Source organism: Cellulomonas sp. SLBN-39 (genome assembly GCF_006715865.1).
Lineage (GTDB): Bacteria > Actinomycetota > Actinomycetes > Actinomycetales > Cellulomonadaceae > Cellulomonas.
Genome location: NZ_VFOA01000001.1, coordinates 2,038,263 through 2,053,213, shown reverse-complemented (window position 1 = coordinate 2,053,213; position 14,951 = coordinate 2,038,263). Strand labels below are relative to the sequence as shown.

The 14,951-nt window shown below is 75.9% G+C and carries 17 protein-coding genes; 7 read left to right on the top strand and 10 right to left on the bottom strand.

Going from position 1 to position 14,951, the window contains the following annotated elements; all coding sequences use genetic code 11:
• Nucleotides 1-56 precede the first annotated feature (56 nt).
• Genes FBY24_RS09595 through FBY24_RS09585 form a run of 3 tightly spaced genes read right to left on the bottom strand, consistent with a single transcriptional unit; the run spans nt 57 to nt 2,995 of the window.
• Nucleotides 57-1,172, bottom strand: a complete 1,116-nt coding sequence (locus FBY24_RS09595) for an aromatic acid exporter family protein (protein WP_174243480.1) — start codon at nt 1,170-1,172, stop codon at nt 57-59.
• A 6-nt stretch (nt 1,173-1,178) separates the two neighbouring features.
• The gene (locus tag FBY24_RS09590) at nt 1,179-2,417 is read right to left on the bottom strand and encodes a folate-binding protein YgfZ (RefSeq protein ID WP_142160109.1); all 1,239 of its coding nucleotides are present in this window, start codon (nt 2,415-2,417) and stop codon (nt 1,179-1,181) included.
• Entirely contained in the window at nt 2,414-2,995 is a 582-nt protein-coding gene (locus tag FBY24_RS09585) for an FABP family protein (RefSeq protein ID WP_142160107.1), read from the bottom strand. The genes FBY24_RS09590 and FBY24_RS09585 overlap by 4 nt, the downstream gene beginning before the upstream one ends.
• 252 nt (nt 2,996-3,247) lie before the next feature.
• On the opposite strand from FBY24_RS09585, the gene FBY24_RS09580 reads away from it, so the two are divergent.
• On the top strand, nt 3,248-3,649 hold the full coding sequence (locus tag FBY24_RS09580; protein WP_255432315.1) for a DsrE family protein: 402 nt from the start codon (nt 3,248-3,250) through the stop codon (nt 3,647-3,649).
• Nucleotides 3,650-3,655: 6 nt separating this feature from the next.
• On the opposite strand, the gene FBY24_RS09575 is transcribed toward FBY24_RS09580, so the two are convergent.
• The 3 genes from FBY24_RS09575 to FBY24_RS09565 form a co-directional block, all read right to left on the bottom strand.
• A complete protein-coding gene (locus FBY24_RS09575; protein ID WP_142160105.1) occupies nt 3,656-4,117 on the bottom strand; it encodes a DUF4395 domain-containing protein in 462 nt (153 codons plus the stop codon).
• 94 nt (nt 4,118-4,211) lie between these two features.
• Nucleotides 4,212-4,685: a thioredoxin family protein gene (locus FBY24_RS19465; protein WP_255432314.1), complete on the bottom strand. Its 474-nt coding sequence runs from the start codon at nt 4,683-4,685 to the stop codon at nt 4,212-4,214.
• A gap of 30 nt (nt 4,686-4,715) precedes the next feature.
• Nucleotides 4,716-5,501: a hypothetical protein gene (locus FBY24_RS09565; RefSeq protein ID WP_142160103.1), complete on the bottom strand. Its 786-nt coding sequence runs from the start codon at nt 5,499-5,501 to the stop codon at nt 4,716-4,718.
• Nucleotides 5,502-5,708: 207 nt separating this feature from the next.
• On the opposite strand from FBY24_RS09565, the gene FBY24_RS09560 reads away from it, so the two are divergent.
• From FBY24_RS09560 to FBY24_RS09550, 3 genes are all read left to right on the top strand, one after another.
• Entirely contained in the window at nt 5,709-6,437 is a 729-nt protein-coding gene (locus FBY24_RS09560; protein WP_140457729.1) for a response regulator transcription factor, read from the top strand.
• 130 nt (nt 6,438-6,567) lie between these two features.
• Nucleotides 6,568-7,908 carry a Na+/H+ antiporter NhaA gene (gene nhaA / locus FBY24_RS09555; protein ID WP_142160101.1) on the top strand — a complete coding sequence of 447 codons (1,341 nt, stop codon included), beginning with the start codon at nt 6,568-6,570 and terminating at the stop codon, nt 7,906-7,908.
• Nucleotides 7,909-7,919: 11 nt separating this feature from the next.
• The gene (locus FBY24_RS09550; protein ID WP_142160099.1) at nt 7,920-8,855 is read left to right on the top strand and encodes an alpha/beta fold hydrolase; all 936 of its coding nucleotides are present in this window, start codon (nt 7,920-7,922) and stop codon (nt 8,853-8,855) included.
• A gap of 7 nt (nt 8,856-8,862) precedes the next feature.
• Here the strand turns inward: FBY24_RS09550 and nth are convergent, their stop codons facing one another.
• The gene (gene nth, locus FBY24_RS09545; RefSeq protein ID WP_174243479.1) at nt 8,863-9,576 is read right to left on the bottom strand and encodes an endonuclease III; all 714 of its coding nucleotides are present in this window, start codon (nt 9,574-9,576) and stop codon (nt 8,863-8,865) included.
• A 138-nt stretch (nt 9,577-9,714) separates the two neighbouring features.
• On the opposite strand from nth, the gene FBY24_RS09540 reads away from it, so the two are divergent.
• Nucleotides 9,715-10,137, top strand: a complete 423-nt coding sequence (locus FBY24_RS09540; RefSeq protein WP_142160097.1) for a hypothetical protein — start codon at nt 9,715-9,717, stop codon at nt 10,135-10,137.
• Between the two features lie 200 nt (nt 10,138-10,337).
• Nucleotides 10,338-11,015 carry a Crp/Fnr family transcriptional regulator gene (locus tag FBY24_RS09535; RefSeq protein ID WP_140457733.1) on the top strand — a complete coding sequence of 226 codons (678 nt, stop codon included), beginning with the start codon at nt 10,338-10,340 and terminating at the stop codon, nt 11,013-11,015.
• A gap of 84 nt (nt 11,016-11,099) precedes the next feature.
• Here FBY24_RS09535 and FBY24_RS09530 read toward each other — a convergent pair whose 3' ends face one another.
• From FBY24_RS09530 to FBY24_RS09520, 3 genes are read right to left on the bottom strand one after another with little or no spacing between them, the layout of a single operon-like run.
• The gene (locus tag FBY24_RS09530) at nt 11,100-11,591 is read right to left on the bottom strand and encodes a RidA family protein (RefSeq protein WP_142160094.1); all 492 of its coding nucleotides are present in this window, start codon (nt 11,589-11,591) and stop codon (nt 11,100-11,102) included.
• Nucleotides 11,591-11,752 carry a DUF4177 domain-containing protein gene (locus FBY24_RS09525; RefSeq protein WP_174243478.1) on the bottom strand — a complete coding sequence of 54 codons (162 nt, stop codon included), beginning with the start codon at nt 11,750-11,752 and terminating at the stop codon, nt 11,591-11,593. Before FBY24_RS09525 ends, FBY24_RS09530 begins: the two co-directional genes overlap by 1 nt.
• Nucleotides 11,753-11,773: 21 nt before the next feature.
• A complete protein-coding gene (locus FBY24_RS09520; protein WP_142160092.1) occupies nt 11,774-12,079 on the bottom strand; it encodes a WhiB family transcriptional regulator in 306 nt (101 codons plus the stop codon).
• A 421-nt stretch (nt 12,080-12,500) separates the two neighbouring features.
• On the opposite strand from FBY24_RS09520, the gene FBY24_RS09515 reads away from it, so the two are divergent.
• Nucleotides 12,501-14,951, top strand: coding sequence for a penicillin-binding protein (locus FBY24_RS09515; protein ID WP_142160090.1), 2,451 nt, complete (start codon nt 12,501-12,503; stop codon nt 14,949-14,951).

Sequence of the window (14,951 nt, the reverse complement as noted above, 5' to 3'; positions counted from 1 at the left end):
TGACCCGACCGGGCGCGGGCCGGACGGGCACGCGGGGTCCGACCGGCGCCGGGGGGTCAGATCTCCGGCAGCGCCTCGCGCGCCTCGCCCGGACCGGCACCGGCCATCTGGAGCAGGTCGACGACGAGCGAGCGCAGCAGCAGCACGAGCGACTGCGCCTGCCAGTCGTCGGGGGCGACGACGAAGGGGTCGAGGGTCGCGGCGACGTCCGTCAGCCGGGCCCGCACGCCCCGCGCGTCGCGCCCGGACCCGGTCGCCTCGGCCAGGTCGTCGGTGGCGCGGGCCACGGCGGCGAGCGCGTCGGCCAGCGCGGGCACCACGTGCCCGTCCTCGACGGCGGTGCTGGTGCGGCGGGCCAGCACCCGGGCGTTGCGCATGGCGCGGTCCAGCAGCACGGCCTCGTCCACCATGCGCGCGAGCTCGCCGCGGTGCCGGCGGTGCTGCGGCGCGAGCCGGACCAGCTCGGCGGCGGACCGCGCGGCGTCGCGCCACTCGTCGAGCGCCGGCTGCGACGCCCGGCCCGCGAGCAGCGCGGCCTCGACGTCGTCGACCGACCGCGCGCTGACCCCGCGGACCAGCAGGTGCAGCACGCCCGCGAGCTCCTGGGTGGCGGTGCGGGCCAGGCTGCGCGGGTGCCGGCGCGGGTCCGACGGGGTGAGCAGCGCGAACGCCAGCGCGACGAGCCCGCCGACGACCGCGTCGAGCCACCGCCCCACGGGCCCGCCGGCGACCTGCGGCAGGCCCACGATGACGATGGCCTGCACCCCGGCCTGCGTGGTGAGCATCTGCCCGCGGTCCAGCAGGCGCGCCACCAGCCCGGCGACGAGCAGGACCAGCGCCATCTGCCAGGCGCCGGAGCCGATGACGTGGACGACGAGGTCGCCGGCCCCCACGCCCACGGCCACCCCGGCGGCGAGCTCGGCGACGCGCCGCACGGACCGGTCGCGCGAGAACCCGAGCGCGAGCCACGCGCTGACGGGGGCGAAGAACGGGGCCGCGTGCCCGAGGCCGTGCCGGGCCACGGCGTACGCCACGCCGGCCGCGACGGACGCCTGCAGGATCAGCAGCCACGAGGCCCGCACCCGGCCCCAGCCGGCACGGACGCGCGCCTCGACCAGGACGCGCGCGGCCGCCCGGCCCCGCAGCCGACCGGTGCCGGGGTGCGCGTCCACAGGTGGTCAGCCGCCGAGCATCGGGTGGCCGCCGAGCCCGCGGGTCAGCGGGCCGCGCGCCGCGGGGCGGTCGACCGAGACGCCCTCGCCGGGCACGACGACCTCCTGGCCCGCGGAGACCGCACCCCCGTCGCAGTCGACGAGCAGCACCGCGTCCGCCGGCACCGACCGCTTGACCACGGCCAGCGCGACCGGTCCGAGCTCGTGGTGCCGCGCGACGCTGGTGACGCGCCCGACCTCGCGCCCCACGGGGTCTCCCCCGGGGCCGCCCGCCGCCGGGTCGCCGGGCACCGCACCAGCCGCGGGCAGCCGCACCGCCGCGCCGACGGCGGGCAGCAGGTGCCCCGACCCGTCGAGGTGCAGCATCACGAGCCGACGCGGCGGCCGGCCGAGGTTGTGGACGCGCGCCACGGTCTCCTGGCCGCGGTAGCAGCCCTTGTGCAGGTGCACCGCCGTGCGCAGCCAGTCGAGCTCGTGCGGGATGGTGCGGTTGTCGACCTCGTGCGCGGCGCGCGGGCGCCAGGCCTCGACGCGCAGCGCCTCCGCGGCCCAGGTGCCGACGAGCGGCCAGCCCGCGGCCTCGCGGGCCCGGACCTCGTCGGCCAGCGTGGCGCGCGGCACGAGGACGAGCCGCCAGCGCCGGTCGGCGGCCGGGTGCTCGGCGTCGTCCGGGCCGTACCGCGTGCTGCCCGGCGCGGTCCGCGGCCAGGGGTCGCGCCAGGTCACCGGCTCGTCGGCGGTGCCCTCCGCGTCGACGGGCTCGGCGAGCGCCGCCCAGTCGTCCGTGACGTCGGCGACCTCGACCCGCAGCATGAAGCGCATGCGGTCGAGCCATGCGGCCAGCGCCGGGGCCGTCTCGGTGAGCAGCCACGTGGTGGTGCCGTCGTCGACGACGCCCGCGGCGTGCTCGACGTGCCCGTGCGGGTCGAGCACCAGCAGCTCGGTGGACGTGCGCGGCGGCAGGGTGTCCACGGCGGCGGTGGTCAGCGAGTGCAGCCACGTGAGCCGGTCGGGGCCGGTGACGGTGACGACACCCAGGTGCGACTGGTCGACGACGGCGCCGCCGCGGGCCAGCGCGCGCTGCTCGGCCGTCGGGTCGCCGTAGTGCCACGCGACGCCGGCGTCGGGTCCGGCGGCGGCGACGGCCCCGTGCCGGCCCAGCAGCGGGCTGCGGTGCCGCGGCGGGGCGGGCTCGGTGGCGTCTGCTGCCGCGTCGAGCGGGCCGGCGGCGGGGGCCGTGGTCACGACGCGTCCACGCGGGTCAGGCGGGCGGACGCGTACGACTGCATGGGGTGCCCGAATGCGGCGAGGTCGTGGGCCCACATGAGGTCGCCCTCGACGAGCCCGTACAGCCGGGTGCCGGCATTGACGGCCGCCCCGGTGGCGGTGTGCGCGACGAGGTCGGACGCGAGGTCGGCCCGACCGTTGCCGACCTGGCCGACGTAGACGGCGACGTGGCCCGACGGGTCGGCGACCAGGAGCTCGACGGGGTGCTTGTCCGGCGCGACGCCCTCGGGGCGCTCCGGCGGGATGCGCCAGTACCCGGACTCCGTGGACCACACCGGCCCGGGCTCTGCCGGCGGCTCCGCCGTCCCGTCGGCCTCGGCGACGAGGGCCGCCGGGTCGTCGGGGGTGACGACGAGGCGGATCGTGGTGGTGTAGGCGAGGTAGGGGCCGCCGTCGTGGGTGACGTCGAGCTCCTGGGTGAAGGCACTCTCCTCGATGCCGGGGTACCCGACGACTCCCTCGCCGCGCCACCGGCCGACGAGCCAGGCCAGCGGGTAGACCTCGGGCGCCAGACCTTCGGGCAGCACGAACGGCACGGGGGACCTCCTCGGGACGGGCTCAGGCGGGATCAGGACCGTCGCGGAACCGGACGGGCGGCTCGCGGCCGGCCGTCGACGGGTGACAGGTCAGCGCTGGCCCTTGAAGAGCCGGTACACGACGAAGCACGCGAACCATCCGATGGTCAGCGTGGCGAGCACGAGCAGACCGATGAAGAAGCCCTCGAGCGCAGTCATGCACCGATCCTAACGACCGCGGTGGCCGGTGGCTTCCCGCCTACGCTGTGACGGGTGACCGACGCCGCCCCTGCCCCCGTCCTGTCCGCCCCGGCCCTGCGCCCCCTGGTGGTCAAGGCCACCAGCGGGCTGGACCGCCCCGAGGCCGCGAACCAGGCCTTCACCGTCGCCGCCGCCGCGGTGGCCGCCGGCGCCCGGGTGAGCCTGTGGCTGACCGGCGAGGCGTCGTGGTTCGCGGTGCCGGGACGGGCCGCCGGGCTGGCGCTCGAGCACGCCACGCCGCTGCCCGACCTGCTGGACCTGCTCCTCGCGGAGGGCACCGTCACCGTGTGCACGCAGTGCGCGGCGCGTCGGGGCCTGGCGCAGGCGGACCTGCTGCCGGGCGTGCGGATCGCCGGGGCCGCCGTGTTCGTCGAGGAGACCCTGCACCCGCAGGCGCAGGCGCTGGTGTACTGAGGCCGCTCAGCGGGCCGCGCGCAGCCGCACGCCGAGCGCGTACATCTCGCACCCGAGGCACAGGCCGAACACGGCGTTGAGGAACGCCGCGACGAGCGCGACCGCCGCCGCCACCGGCACGGCCGCCGCCACCCCCGCGACGCCCAGCAGCACGCCGAGGCCCGTGATCACCAGGCCCACCAGCTGGGCGAAGCGCGGCGGCCGGGCGTCCTCGAGCTCGGCGGGCGGGCCGATGCGCGGGCGCACGAGCGTGCGGAACAGCCACGCCTGCCAGGTCCGGCCCGGGCCCGCGACGGTGCCGAGCGCGAACCCGGCGGCGGTGACGGCGAGGACGGCCGTGGCGGCGGCGGGGACCTCGCCGAGCAGCAGCACCGCGGCGAGCAGCACGAGGTTGAGGGCGGCGACGACGCGCTGGCCGCGCGGGTCGACGGTGGGGGCGAGGTCGCGAAGGTCGGACGACGTGGTCATGACGGTCTCCTGCGGGTGTGCGTGCGGCCGCCCGGGCGGACCGGGCGGGTGACGCGGGGCTGCGTCGGCGGGGCCGGGACCGCCGCCGCCGTCGTCAGCGCGCGGAGGTCCCGCCCGGACACGCGGACGCGTCGTCGGCGCGCGCCGGGCCGGTGAGGCCGTCGAGCAGGGCGACGAGGGCCGCGCGGTCGGCGCCGCCGGACGCGCGGGCGGCCACGGCACCGGCCGCGTCGAGCACCACGACGGTGGGGGTGCGGAGCACGTCGAGGCGACGCGTCAGGGCGGGGTGCTCGGCGACGTCGAGCTCGACGTGCACCACGCCGGGCCGTCGACCCGCGAGGTCGCCGAGCACACGGGCGGTCGCCCGGCAGGTCGTGCAGGTCTGCGCGGACATCTGCACGAGGGTGGCCGCAGGCCCGAGCGCGTGCCCGCCGAGGTCGGCGGGCGTCAGCAGGTCGGCGGCCGACGCCCCGGTCGTGCGGACCGTGCCGGCGCGGGCGCGCAGGACCAGCCCGACGGCGGTCGCCACGACGATCGCCCCGAGCAGCCACAGCACGCCACCGGTCACGGCAGGGGCCTCCTCACGGCACGGGTCTTGTCACGGCAGGACACCCATCATGCCGGTCACGGACACCTGGGCGAAGACCCGTCCGGCGACGTACACGAGGATGCCGCTGACGCTCACGGGCAGCACGGCCACAGCGAGCGAGGGCAGCCGGCGGCGCAGCGAGGCGAGCCGGTCGAACAGGGCGTGCAGCGCGACGACGAGCACGCCGACGCCGACGCCGAGCGACGCGCCGGCGAGGGTGCCGACGTCGGGCAGGAGCCAGGCGACCCCCGTCGCGGCGACGGTCGCGCCGGCCATGGCGAGGCCGTAGACCAGCCACGCCCGCCCGTTGAGCACGACGACCGCCGACCCGACGGCGAGCGCGACGGCGCCCGAGACCACCACGGACGCGCCGCCCGGCGCGCGGGCGGTGGCGACCCAGCCGGTCACGCACACCGCCAGCACGGTGCCGGCGACGGTCCCCGCGACCGACTCGACGAGGCGCAGCCGGCCGTCGCGGCGCAGCAGCTCGTTGACGAACGCCAGCACGACGGCACCGGCGAGCACGACCGCCAGGTGCTGCAGGTAGGGCGGCAGCGGGGTGAGCGTCACGACGGCGACCGACCCGACGCCCCCCAGCAGCACGACGGCCGCCGACCCGGGCACGAACGGCAGCCCCGCGAGCCCCGGCCAGCCGATCGCGAAGACCACGACGAGGGCCGCGCAGACGGCCGCGAGCGGGTAGAGCCCGAGCCCGCCGGCCGCGGAGACGTACCCGGCGACGGCGACCAGCGCGCCCAGCGCGGCGGTCGTGACCGCGCGCGTCTGCGGGGTCACGCGACCGACCCTCTCGGGTGCGTCCGGCGCCGGGGGCGGCGACCGGCCGCACCGGGGGCGCGGGGCGGGGTCGGGCGGGAGCGGGGCGGCACGGCTGGGATTCTCGCAGACGCCCCCGGGTCCGGCGCGCGCCCACCCACCGACCGGCCGACGCGACCTGGACGGCGCACGCGGTAGCGTGTGGCAACTCGCGCCAGGAGGTCATCGGTGGCAGATCTGCTGCTCCTCACTCCGGCGTCCGGTGGTTCGGCGCAGGTGCTGCCCGCTCTGGGGCTTCTGTCCCACCGGGTTCGCGTCCTGCCGGTCGAGCCGTCCGCTCTCGTGGACGCACCGGACGCAGACATCGTCGTGCTCGACGCCCGGCGGGACCTCGTCACCGCCCGGACCACGTGCCGCCTCCTGCGCGCCACCGGTCTGACGGTTCCGCTCGTGCTGGTCCTCACGGAGGGCGGCCTGACCGTCGTCACCTCCGAGTGGGGGGCGGACGACATCGTCCTGGAGAACGCCACGCCCGCCGAGGTCGAGACGCGCTTCCGCCTCGTCATGGAGCGTGCGGCGTCCGCGTCGTACGACGACGCGCCGCAGGAGATCTCCTCCGGCGAGCTGACGATCGACGCGGGTGGCTACACCGCCCGCCTGCGGGGCCGGCCGCTCGACCTCACGTACAAGGAGTTCGAGCTGCTCAAGTACCTCGTGCAGCACCCGGGCCGCGTGTTCACGCGCGCCCAGCTGCTGCAGGAGGTCTGGGGCTACGACTACTACGGGGGCACCCGGACGGTCGACGTGCACGTGCGGCGGCTGCGCGCCAAGCTCGGCCCGGAGCACGAGCAGCTCATCGGCACGGTCCGCAACGTCGGCTACCGGTTCGACCCGCCCAAGGACCGCCGCTCGAGCGACGACCGGTCGGGTGACGTCTCGGAGACCGCCGACGCCTGAGCGACGGACGTCACCTGCCCGCGAGCCGGACCCGGCGGGCGCGGCCGACCGACCTTCCGTATCGTGATCGCCCGGTGCGCCGGGAAGTCTGGTCGGCAACGTCGTCGACGACCCCACCGGAAGGTCCCTCGTGAGCGCACCTGACAAGCCCCGCACGCCCCGCCTGCTGCTGGCCTCCCTCTCCCCCGGCTCGCGCCGCAACCTGAACGACACGCTGCGCGACGAGCGCACGGGCGGGATCCTGCTCCTCGTGGGCGCGGTGGCGGCGCTGCTGTGGGCGAACGTGTGGCCGGACTCCTACGACGCGGTCAGCGGCACGGTCGTCGGCCCGGCGGCGCTGCACCTGGACCTCGACCTGGCGCACTGGGCGTCCGACGGGCTGCTGGCGATCTTCTTCTTCGTGGTCGGCCTCGAGCTGAAGCGCGAGATGGTCGTCGGCGAGCTGCGGCACGTCGCGACCGCCGCCCTGCCGGCCGCGGCCGCGGTCGGCGGGATGGTCGTCCCGGCCGGGATCTACCTCGCGTTCAACACGACCATGGCCGGCGGCGCGCCGCAGGGCTGGGCGGTGCCGACCGCGACGGACATCGCGTTCGCCGTCGGCGTGCTCGCGCTGGTCGGCCGGGGCGTGCCCGTGGCGCTGCGCGCGTTCCTGCTCACGCTCGCGGTGGTCGACGACCTGCTCGCGATCGTCATCATCGCGGTCGCGTACACCGACGACGTGGCGCTGCTCCTGCTCGCCGGGTCGCTCGCCGCCGTCGCGGTGTTCGCGGTGCTGCTGCGCCGCGGCGTGCGCTCGCCCTGGCTGCTCGTGCCGCTCGCCCTGGTCGCGTGGGGCCTCCTGCACGCCGCGGGCGTGCACGCGACCATCGCCGGGGTCCTGCTGGGCTTCGCGGTGCCCGCGTCGCCGGGCTCCGTCGACCCCCGCCGGGCGGCGGCCGCCGAGGCCGACGACGACGGCGAGGGCGACGACCACTCCCTGGCCGAGCGCTACGAGCACCTGTGGCGCCCCGTCTCGGCGGGCTTCGCCGTGCCGGTGTTCGCGCTGTTCGCGGCCGGGGTGACCATCGACCCGGCGACCCTGGGCGGCACGTTCTCCGACCCGGTGGGTCTCGGCGTGCTGGCGGGCCTCGTGCTCGGCAAGCCCGTCGGGATCGTCGTGGCCACGTGGCTGCTCACCCGCTTCACGCGCGCCCGGCTGGCCCCCGGGCTCGGGTGGTGGGACGTCACGGGCGTCGGCCTGCTCGCCGGCATCGGGTTCACGGTGTCGCTGCTGGTCGGGCGCCTGGCGTTCGGCACCGGCACGCCGCACGACGACCACGTGGTGGTCGCCGTGCTCACGGCGTCGCTGCTCGCGGCCGCCGGCGGCGGGGTCGTGCTGTCCTGGCGCGGACGCGTCCACACGGCCCTCGCGGCGGCCACCGGGGAGCCCGAGGTGGCACCGGCCGCCCCGGACCACCCGGCGAAGGGGTAGTTTCACAGCCGATGACCACCGTCGACTCCGCCGCGCTGCTCTTCGACGGCCCCTGGCAGCACCGGTTCGTCACCGCCAACGGTGCGCGCTTCCACGTCGCCGTCGCCGGCCCGCAGGACCACGACGCGCCGCTGGTGCTGCTCCTGCACGGGGTGCCGCAGCTGTGGTGGGCGTGGCGGCACCAGATCCCCGCGCTCGCCGACGCGGGCTACCGCGTCGCGGCCATGGACCTGCGGGGCACCGGCGGGTCCGACAAGCCCCCGCAGGGCTACGACGTGCCGACGCTCGCGGCGGACGCGGCCGGCGTCGTGAGGTCCCTGGGCGCGCCGGGCGCGGTCGTCGTGGGGCAGGGCACGGGCGGCGACGTGGCGTGGGCCGTGGCGGCCCGCCACCCGGAGGTCGTCCGAGCCGTCGGGGTGCTCGCCGCCCCGCACCCGCTCGACCTGCTCGCGGTGCCGCGGCGCCCGCTGCCCGTCGCGTCCGCGGCCCTGCTCGCGTACGTCCAGCTCCCGTCGCTGCCCGAGCGCGCGATGACCGACGGCGACCTCGTGGCGCGGATGTTCACGCACTGGGGCGGCGTCCCGACGCGGCCCGACCGGCAGGCCCTCGAGACGTACCGGCGCGCGCTGCGCGTGCCGTTCGCCGCGCACAGCCAGCTCGAGCAGCTGCGCTGGCTGGTCCGCTCGACGCCCCGGCCCGACGGCCGCCGCCACCGCGCCGCGCTGCGGACCGCCCGGCCCGTGCCGGTGCTGCAGGTCCACGGTGCGCGCGACGGGCTGCGCCCGCTGGAGGACGCCGCGCTGCACGCGCAGACGGCCCACGTCGCGCGCCCGTACCGCCTCGAGGTGCTGAGGGACGCGGGCCACTTCCTCACCGACCACGCCCCGGGGCACGTCGCCGAGATCCTGCTGGACTGGCTCGCGGAGGTCGCGCCCGTCACCGCCTGACGGCCGGTCAGCCCTTGAGCATCGCGGCGGCGCGCACGGGGTCGCGCTCGCCGACGCCCGCGGACGGGCACAGCGCCGCCACGGGGCACGCCCCGCACGCGGGCCGGCGGGCGAAGCACGTGCGCCGGCCGTGGAAGATCAGCCGGTGCGACGCGTGCGTCCACGTGCGCCGCTCGAGCAACGCCCCCAGCTCGGCCTCGACGACCACCGGGTCGTCGCTCGTGGTCCACCCGAACCGGTGCGACAGGCGCATGACGTGGGTGTCGACGGTGATGCCGGGCACCCCGAAGGCGTCGCCGAGCACCACGTTCGCGGTCTTGCGGCCCACGCCGGGCAGCCGCACGAGGTCCTCCAGGCGCCCCGGCACCTCGCCGTCGTGACGCTCGAGCAGCGCCTGCCCGATGCCGGTGAGCGCCCGGGCCTTGGCGCGGAAGAACCCCGTGGGGCGCAGGATCTCCTCGAGCTCGGTCGGGTCCGCGCCCGCCAGCGCCGCGGCGTCGGGGTAGCGGGCGAACAGCGCCGGCGTGGTGAGGTTGACCCGCACGTCCGTGGTCTGCGCGGACAGGACGGTGGCGACCAGCAGCTCGAAGGGGTCGCGGAAGTCCAGCTCGCACCGCGCGTCCGGGTACCGCACGGCCAGCGCGCGGTCGATGCGCCGCGCCCTGCGCGTGCGCGCCAGCGGCGTCTCGTCGGTGATCGGCGCGGGGGTGCGGGTGGCCACCCGCGCAGGCTACGTGCCCGTGCCGACGCGCCGCCCTGCGCCGTCCCGGTGACCGCCGGTGCTCCCCCGGGGTGACACGGGCGCACCAGGACGCCGCCCGGGCTCAAGGTCGGCGCCCGGACGGCCGACGACGTGCACATGACGCCCGTCGAGCACCCGGTGGCCGCACCCGCGGTGGCCGACCTGCGCCTCGCGCGCCGTGCCCTGCGCGCCGAGCACGCCCGGGTGGGGCGGTGGCGCCGGGCGGTGCGCGCGCACCTGGACCTGGCCGTGGCCACCACCGTGCCGCCGGAGCCGCTCGGCGAGGACGTCGCCTTCCTCCTGCCGCTCGACGTGTCGGTGCAGGTGCCGCGCGCCACCGAGCTGGGCGCGTGCCTGGGCGACGACCGGCAGGCAGCCGTGCGCGACGTCCTGCGCCTGCGCGACCTCGACGGCCGGCTGGCCCGCTACGAGGCCGGCGTCGCGCGCGAGCTCGCGGCACGGACGGCCGAGCTCGTCGACCGCGTGGCGCGCGACCCGGCGGGCGTCCTCGTCCCCGTCCGCGACCACGCGACGGCCTGAGCAGGGCCCTCGTGCGCCCCACGACCGGCCCGTCGGCGCCCCGCCGCGCCGCGTCGGACCGGCCCCGTGCCGCGCGCAGGGGCGCGGATGCGGCAGACTGACCGTGACGCCCGCAGCGACGGCTCCTCCGCACAGGCGGCCGCGGGACGCCCGGTGCTCCCGGGACGCAGGATCGGTGTGCGCAAGAGGAAGGTACCGCCGTGGCGGATGACAACGTGCTGACGGCCCCGCTGTTCGTCGGCCTGGACGCCGAGTCGTCCCACGCGCTGATCGCGTCGATGAAGGTGATCGACGTGGGGCGCGGGGACGTGCTGTTCCACGAGGGCGAGCCCGGCGACCGCCTGTACCTCGTCCGGGACGGCAAGATCAAGCTCGGCCGACGCTCCAACGACGGCCGCGAGAACCTCCTGGCCGTGCTCGGCCCGGGCGAGATGTTCGGCGAGCTGTCCTTGTTCGACCCGGGCCCGCGCACCGCGACCGCGACGGTCGTGGCGGACGCGGTCGTGCTCGAGCTGGGTCACAGCGACCTGATCCGGTGGCTCGGCGAGCACCCGGGCGTCGCGGAGCACCTGCTGCAGGCCCTCGCGCAGCGGCTGCGCCGCACCAACGAGGCGCTCGCGGACCTGGTCTTCTCCGACGTGCCCGGCCGGGTCGCCAAGGCGCTGCTGGACCTGTCGACGCGGTTCGGCCAGGAGGTCGAGGACGGCATCCGCGTGGCGCACGACCTCACGCAGGAGGAGCTCGCGCAGCTCGTGGGCGCGTCGCGCGAGACCGTGAACAAGGCCCTGGCGGACTTCGCCGCGCGCGGCTGGGTGCGGCGCGAGGGCCGTGCGGTCGTGCTGCTGGACGTGGACCGGCTCGAGCGCCGCGCGCGCTGACCCCACCCGCACGAAGGCCCCGGCACGTGGTGCCGGGGCCTTCGTCGTGCCGGGTTCGTCGGTGCGTCGTGCCGCGCGTGCGGGTCAGTCCGTCTCGACGACGACCTCGACCTCGACGGGTGCGTCCAGCGGCAGGACCGCGACGCCGACCGCCGACCGGGCGTGCACGCCGGCGTCGCCGAGGACCTCGTGCAGCAGGTGGCTCGCACCGTTGACGACACCGGGCTGCCCCGTGAACGCCGGGTCGCTGGCCACGAAGCCGACGACCTTGACGACGCGCCGGACGCGGTCGAGGGCGTCGGCGGGCGTGCCGCCGTGCTCCTGCGCGAGCAGCGTGCCGACCGCCGCGAGGGCGTTGAGCGCCGCGGTCCGGGCCAGGTCGGTGGCCGTGCCCGCGTCGACGTCGGCGCCGACCTTGCCGGTCGCCGGCAGGGCCCCGTCGACGAACGGCAGCTGCCCGGACGTCCACACGTGGGCGCCGGAGCGCACCGCGGGGACGTACGCGGCGACGGGCGCCGCGACCTCGGGCAGCGTCAGCCCGGCGGCGGCCAGGCGCGCCGCGACCTCGCCGGCCATCAGGCGTCCTTGGGGCGCTTGAGGTAGGCGACGAGCCCGGCGTCCGGGCCCTGGATGACGTTCACGAGCTCCCAGCCGTCCGCGCCCCACTGGTCGAGGATCGCCTTGGTGGCGTGGATGATCAGGGGGACGGTCGCGTACTCCCACGTGGTGATGGCCATGCGGCCCACCCTAGTGCCGCCTCACGCGCGGGCCGAGAGCGCCGCCAGGGTCGGCTCGACGTCCACGAGCTCCTCGCGCCAGGACGTCACGTCGGGCCGGCGCCGCAGCAGCGCGCGGCGCTCGCGCTCCGTCATGCCGCCCCACACGCCGAAGTCCATCCGCGAGTCGAGCGCGTCGGCCAGACACTCGAGGCGGACGGGGCACGCGAAGCACACGCTGCGCGCCTCGCGTTGGGCCGACCCCTCGACGAACAGCGCGTCGGGCGCGAGCTTGCCCGACCCGCAGGACGCCTCGGCGGTCCAGTGCGCGTCCTGCCCCGGAAACATCGACCCCTGCCTCTCCTGGTTCACCCGTGCGGGTACTCGCGCCCCCGACGATGGCCCCTCGCGAGCGGCTCGCAGGCCGCGCCCGACCGTCGGGTGCTGTCATGCCCCCCTGTCACGGAAGGGCAGCACCGGCGTGAGTACGTGCCGGACGTTATCTCGACATGGGTGCTGGTGCCCAGCCCCCAATCGTGTCAATTCGCCCACGGCCGGGACCGCTCCCAGCGCGTGCACCTGCACGTTCACCCGTCGGACACCCGTTCAGCCCTGACGACGACGCGGGACCTCGTGCCCTGGTGCGAGCAGTCACGCGTGCACACGCGCGGGGGACGTCGGCGTCGGCAGTGTGCAGGTCCCGTGGAGGCGGGTGCGGGGCGTGCGTCCGCCGTGGGACGACGCGGACGTCGCTTGTACCCTGGCAGGCATGCCGACCCCTGCCCGCGCCCGCGGACGCAAGGTCAACGCCTTCCAGGCGCTGGCCCTCCTGCTGTCGTTCGTCATGGTCGCCGGTGTCGGCGGCGTGCTGGCTGCCGGCCTCGTGCTGCCCGCCGTCGCCGCCACGAACACCGTCACCGACGTGTCCGTGACGGCGTTCAACGACCTGCCGACCGAGCTCGAGCAGCGGGCGCTGCCCGAGAAGTCGGAGATCCTCGCGGCCGACGGGACGCTGCTGGCGACGTTCTACCAGCAGAACCGTGTGGTCGTGCCGCTGGAGGACATCGCGGAGATCATGCAGAAGGCCGTCATCGCGGTCGAGGACCGGCGGTTCTACGAGCACGCGGGCGTCGACGTGGCCGGCATGACGCGCGCGGCGATCGCGACCGCGATGGGCTCGACCCAGGGCGCGTCGACGCTGACGCAGCAGTACGTGAAGAACGTGCTGATCGAGGCCGCGAACTACGCCGAGACCGAGGAGGAGCGCCTCGCCCTCGTCGACGCGGCGCGCGAGGCCGAGGGCGCCGAGGGCATCGCCCGCAAGCTGCGCGAAGCCAAGATCGCCATCAGCCTCGAGCAGACGATGACGAAGGACGAGATCCTCGAGAAGTACCTCAACATCGCGGCGTTCGGCGCCTCGGTGTACGGCGTGGAGTCGGCCGCGCAGTACTACTTCGGCAAGTCCGCGAAGGACGTGACGTACCTCGAGGCCGCCACGATCGCGGGGATCACCCAGTCGCCGTCGAAGTGGGACCCGGCCCTCGACCCGGAGGCCAACCAGCTCCGCCGCAACGTCGTCCTCAAGGACATGCGCGAGCTCGGGTACATCACCCAGGAGGAGTACGAGACCGGCATCGAGACGCCGGTCGAGGACACCCTGAAGCTCACCCCCATCAAGACCGGCTGCATGGCCGCCGGCGACGTGGTCCCCGGCTCCGGGTTCTTCTGCGACTACGTCACCAAGGTCATCGCCCAGGACCCGGCCTTCGGCGAGACGCGCCAGGAGCGCAGCGACCTGCTCTACCGCGGCGGCCTGCGGATCACCACGACCCTCATCCCGAGCGAGCAGGCCATCGCCGACGCCGAGGTCAAGGCGGGCGTGCCGGTCGACGACCCGTCCGGCGTCGCCTCGGCGATCGTGTCGGTCGAGCCCGGCACCGGCAAGATCACCGTGATGGCGCAGAACCGCAACTACTCCGCGCTCCAGGAGACCGCCGACCGCGAGACGGCGGTCAACTTCAACACCTCGTTCCAGTACGGCGGCTCCGCAGGCTTCGCGCCCGGCTCGACGTTCAAGCCGTTCACGCTGCTGGAGTGGCTGCGCAAGGGCCACGCCCTGAACGAGACCGTGAACGGGTCGCGCCTGAGCTACCAGCAGAACGAGTTCGCGAGCTGCATCAACCTGGTCGGCGACTGGAAGTTCGGCAACTCCGAGGGAGGGCGCGCGACCACGCAGACCGTCCTCGACGCGACGCGGAACTCCGTCAACTCCGCGTACGCCGCGATGGCCAAGGAGCTCAACCTCTGCGACATCATGAACGGCGCCGCCGACCTCGGCGTGACACAGGCGGGCGATCCCAACAAGATCGACCAGTTCGGCAACCCGGCCGACAGCCCGTTCAACCCGACGCCGGGCAACGTGCTCGGCTCGGAGTCGACGTCGCCGCTGCAGATGGCTGCCGCGTACGCGGCGTTCGCGTCCGGCGGCACCTACTGCAAGCCCATCGCCATCACGTCGGTCGTCGACCCGACCGGCACGGAGCTCCCGGTGCCGTCCGCCGACTGCCGGGCGGGCGCCGTCGAGCCGCAGATCGCGGCGGCGATGAACTACGCGCTGAGCAACGTGTGGACGGGTACGGCGAAGCGTCTCGGCACGCCCGCCTATCCCGCCGCCGGCAAGACCGGGACGACCTCTCAGAACGAGAACAACTGGTTCGTCGGCTACACGCCGAAGCGGGCCACGGCGGTGTGGGTCGGCTTCAGCCAGAACTTCCGCTCCATGGGCGGCTCGACGATCAACGGGACCACGTACTACAGCGGCCCCTACGGGGCGTCCATCGCCGCCCCGACCTGGAAGCGGTACATGGACCGCGTGCTCATCGGTGGCGACAACCCCGGGTTCGCGGCGGCAGGCGACCGGGAGATCTACGGCGAGCGGATCAGCGTGCCCTATGTGCTCGGCATGTCCGAGAGCCAGGCCCGCAGCCGCCTCGAGGCCGCCGGGTTCCGCGTGAGCGTCGCGTCGCAGCCGGTCGAGTCGCAGTACCAGGCAGGGTCGGTCGCCGAGCAGTCACCGTCCAGCCGCGCCGTCCGCGGCTCCTCGATCACCCTCACCCTCTCGAGCGGCCAGCCGCAGCAGGCGGAGACCCCGAACCCCGGCGACGGCTTCCCCGGCAACGGCGACACCGGGCCCGGCGAGGGCCGCGGCGGGGACGACTGA

Bases quoted from the DNA above. Each gene is read 5' to 3' on its own strand.
- FBY24_RS09575 (WP_142160105.1), bottom strand. From the start codon at position 4,117: ATGACCACGTCGTCCGACCTTCGCGACCTCGCCCCCACCGTCGACCCG.
- FBY24_RS09550 (WP_142160099.1), top strand. From the start codon at position 7,920: ATGACCACCGTCGACTCCGCCGCGCTGCTCTTCGACGGCCCCTGGCAG.
- FBY24_RS09540 (WP_142160097.1), top strand. From the start codon at position 9,715: ATGACGCCCGTCGAGCACCCGGTGGCCGCACCCGCGGTGGCCGACCTG.
- FBY24_RS09530 (WP_142160094.1), bottom strand. From the start codon at position 11,591: ATGGCCGGCGAGGTCGCGGCGCGCCTGGCCGCCGCCGGGCTGACGCTG.
- FBY24_RS09525 (WP_174243478.1), bottom strand. From the start codon at position 11,752: ATGGCCATCACCACGTGGGAGTACGCGACCGTCCCCCTGATCATCCAC.
- FBY24_RS09520 (WP_142160092.1), bottom strand. From the start codon at position 12,079: ATGTTTCCGGGGCAGGACGCGCACTGGACCGCCGAGGCGTCCTGCGGG.
- FBY24_RS09515 (WP_142160090.1), top strand. From the start codon at position 12,501: ATGCCGACCCCTGCCCGCGCCCGCGGACGCAAGGTCAACGCCTTCCAG.